Annotated in this window: 3 protein-coding genes and 2 pseudogenes; 2 read left to right on the top strand and 3 right to left on the bottom strand. The window is 52.4% G+C overall.

The window, feature by feature from the left end:
• Positions 1-588, top strand: a 588-nt coding sequence (locus GTGU_RS02300) for an MFS transporter (protein WP_038153961.1), incomplete at its 5' end; no start/stop codon positions are given.
• 41 nt (positions 589-629) lie between these two features.
• Here the strand turns inward: GTGU_RS02300 and sodB are convergent.
• Both sodB and GTGU_RS02310 read right to left on the bottom strand, forming a co-directional pair.
• Positions 630-1,211 carry a superoxide dismutase [Fe] gene (sodB, locus tag GTGU_RS02305; RefSeq protein ID WP_038153963.1) on the bottom strand — a complete coding sequence of 194 codons (582 nt, stop codon included), beginning with the start codon at positions 1,209-1,211 and terminating at the stop codon, positions 630-632.
• Between the two features lie 132 nt (positions 1,212-1,343).
• Positions 1,344-2,149, bottom strand: a pseudogene (locus tag GTGU_RS02310) (C40 family peptidase).
• A gap of 340 nt (positions 2,150-2,489) precedes the next feature.
• Between GTGU_RS02310 and grxD the strand changes: the two are divergent.
• Positions 2,490-2,837: a monothiol glutaredoxin 4 gene (gene grxD, locus GTGU_RS02315; RefSeq protein WP_038153964.1), complete on the top strand. Its 348-nt coding sequence runs from the start codon at positions 2,490-2,492 to the stop codon at positions 2,835-2,837.
• A 51-nt stretch (positions 2,838-2,888) separates the two neighbouring features.
• Here the strand turns inward: grxD and GTGU_RS02320 are convergent.
• Positions 2,889-3,104: pseudogene (locus tag GTGU_RS02320) on the bottom strand (ribonuclease T); the annotation flags it as partial.

A 3,104-nucleotide genomic window follows, 5' to 3' on the forward strand; every position in this document is an offset into this window, starting at 1 on the left:
GAGCTTTCTGTGCTGCTTCGTCCGCAGGTGCTGTCCGCACTGCTGACGACGGTACTGGGCGCAGGGGCAATGTTTACGCTTTATACCTACATCGCACCGGTGCTGCACAGTATCACCAACGCCACGCCGCTGTTCGTGACCGCGATGCTGGTGCTGATTGGTGTGGGCTTCTCCATTGGTAACTACCTTGGTGGTAAGTTTGCCGACCGTTCGGTAAGTGCGACGCTGAAAGGCTTCCTGTTGTTGCTGATGGCGATCATGCTGGCGATTCCGTTCCTTGCCCAGAGCCAGATCGGGGCGGCAATCAGCATGGTGGTCTGGGGAGCGGCAACCTTTGCTGTCGTGCCACCACTGCAGATGCGTGTTATGCGTGTCGCCAGTGAAGCGCCGGGTCTCTCTTCTTCAGTGAACATCGGTGCGTTTAACCTGGGGAATGCCCTTGGAGCGGCAGCGGGTGGTGCGGTGATTTCCGGCGGCCTGGGTTACAGCTTCGTCCCGGTGATGGGAGCCATCATTGCTGCGCTGGCGCTGTTTGTGGTGCTGTTCAGCGGCACCCGTCAGCCTGAAGAAGTGTGTGCCAGTAACTGATTTAAAATACGCAGAAGGGATTGCCCCTTCTGCGTTCTGGTTTATGCTGCCAGATTCTTCGCAACAAATTCCCAGTTTACCAGCGCCCAGAAGTGCTCAAGATAGTTCGGGCGGGCGTTACGGTAGTCAATATAATAGGCATGTTCCCACACATCGACCGTCAGCAACGGCGTGGCATCAGTAGTCAGCGGCGTACCGGCATTTGAGGTGGAGACAATCGCCAGGCTGCCGTCGGCATTTTTTACAAGCCAGGTCCAGCCAGAGCCAAAGTTTTTCACCGCTGCGTCAGTAAATTTCGCTTTAAACTCGGCGAAGCTACCAAAAGCCTTGTTGATGGTCGCAGCGACGTCACCGGTCGGCTCGCCACCCGCATTCGGTGCCAGACAGTGCCAGTAGAAGGTGTGGTTCCAGACCTGAGCGGCATTGTTGAACACGCCGCCGTCAGAAGAACGTACAATCTCTTCCAGCGTCTTACCTTCAAACGCCGTCCCTTTGATCAGGTTATTGAGATTAGTTACGTAGGTCTGGTGGTGTTTCCCGTAATGATATTCCAGCGTTTCCGCGGAAATATGCGGCGCCAGGGCGTCTTTTGCATACGGTAATGCAGGTAATTCGAACGACATTGCTACTCTCCTTTTTATAGTTAATTGTCCCAACAGGCAGGAATAACCCTGTAGTGGGTAAGGGTAGGGTAGCAAATTGAAAGGCGTGACAAAAGAGGAACTTACCCTGACACGTTTGCGTCAGGGTAAGGATCAGCGGATCGTCTTAGGTGTCATCACGCGGCGGGCGCCGACGTAGTGGCGGGTCCAGTAATCTTCACTCAGCGAAGTGACCTGGATGTCACGGCCTGAACGCGGTGACTGGATAAACTTGCCGTTACCAACATACACGCCAACATGATCAGCAGTGCCACGACCGCGGGTGCGGAAAAACACCAGATCGCCACTTTCCAGCTCACTGCGGTTTACCGGGCGCGCATCGCGAAGGTGATACATTTCGTTAGCGGTACGTGGAATACGGATGTTGACCAGATCTTTATACGCGTAATACACCAGACCGCTGCAATCAAAACCGGTACGCGGGGAGGTGCCACCCCAGCGGTAAGGTTTGCCAATCTGGCCCATCAGTTTGTTCATCGCCGTTTTTTGTGCTTTTTGCACACGGGCTTTATGCACATCCGCCAGCTTCATTGGCTTTTTATCACCCACGCTAACGCATTTCTTCTTACCGTTGCGGGTGGTGGTGCATTTTTGCGTCACTTTTGTGGCGGCAGTGCGTTTGCTTGCGGAAGCCGTGGTTTTACGTGAAACGGCAGTCGAGGCGGAATTTTTCTTTTTGCTGGTGGACGCAGTGGTTTTTTTGCTGGTTTTTTTTGCGGTGGTTTTACTTTTGTTTTTCTGGCTGGTGTTTTTTTCTTCGGTTCAGTGGTTTTCGCCAGTTGCGTTTTTTGCGTCGCCGAGGCACGCGCCTGCTGAGACGCATGCGACAATGGTGTAAATGAGAGCGATGTAAACAGTAAAGCACAGAGCGTGATCGAGATTTTATTTATCCGCGCCACTGAGCAGTCCTCTGATTATGGCAGGCCTGCAATCATGCCTGCGTATGATTTTCAAAACGCCTCGATTCTAATGCATAAAATCACAAAATGTTAATAGCCTTTTTGCATCTAAAATAACGTTTCGTAAGCGAGTGCAAAAAAAATCATCAGCGCAGTGACATCTCGAAACATAACGCTCAACTTTTCGTCACAGATGCCGATAAAGGGATATTTTTAAGGCAACTTATCGCGACAGACGATAAAATAATGAAGAGTGAACAAAATGTTATTTTCTGTCGTCAGCCAGAAACGATACACTGTCTGACTACGGCCGTAAAAGAAGTTAAAGGAAGCAAAGACAATGAGCACTACTGTTGAAAAAATCCAACGCCAGATCGCTGAAAACCCGATCCTTCTCTACATGAAAGGCTCGCCGAAACTGCCAAGCTGCGGTTTTTCTGCCCAGGCCGTCCAGGCGCTCTCTGCCTGCGGCGAACGTTTCGCCTACGTTGACATCCTGCAGAACCCGGATATCCGCGCTGAACTGCCGAAGTACGCAAACTGGCCGACCTTCCCGCAACTGTGGGTTGACGGCGAGCTGGTTGGTGGCTGCGATATCGTGATTGAAATGTATCAGCGCGGCGAACTGCAGCAGTTGATTAAAGAAACTGCGGCGAAGTACAAAGAAGACGAGCCGAAAGCGGAGTAAGTTTTTCGGTAAGAAAAAAGCGAACTGAAATGTTCGCTTTTTTTATGCCTGTTATTCAGCAGGCGCCGCCAGTGGCCAGCCGCCCAGACGCTTCCAGCGGTTGACGATTTCGCAAAACAGGATGGCGGTCTGTTCGGTGTCATACAGAGCAGAGTGCGCCTGCGCGCTGTCAAATTCCATTCCGGCGGCGGCACAGGCTTTTGACAGGACCGTCTGCCCAAGCGCCAGCCCGCTGAGCGCGGCGGTATCAAAGGTAACGAACGGGTG

Source organism: Trabulsiella guamensis ATCC 49490 (assembly GCF_000734965.1).
GTDB classification, from domain to species: Bacteria; Pseudomonadota; Gammaproteobacteria; order Enterobacterales; family Enterobacteriaceae; genus Trabulsiella; species Trabulsiella guamensis.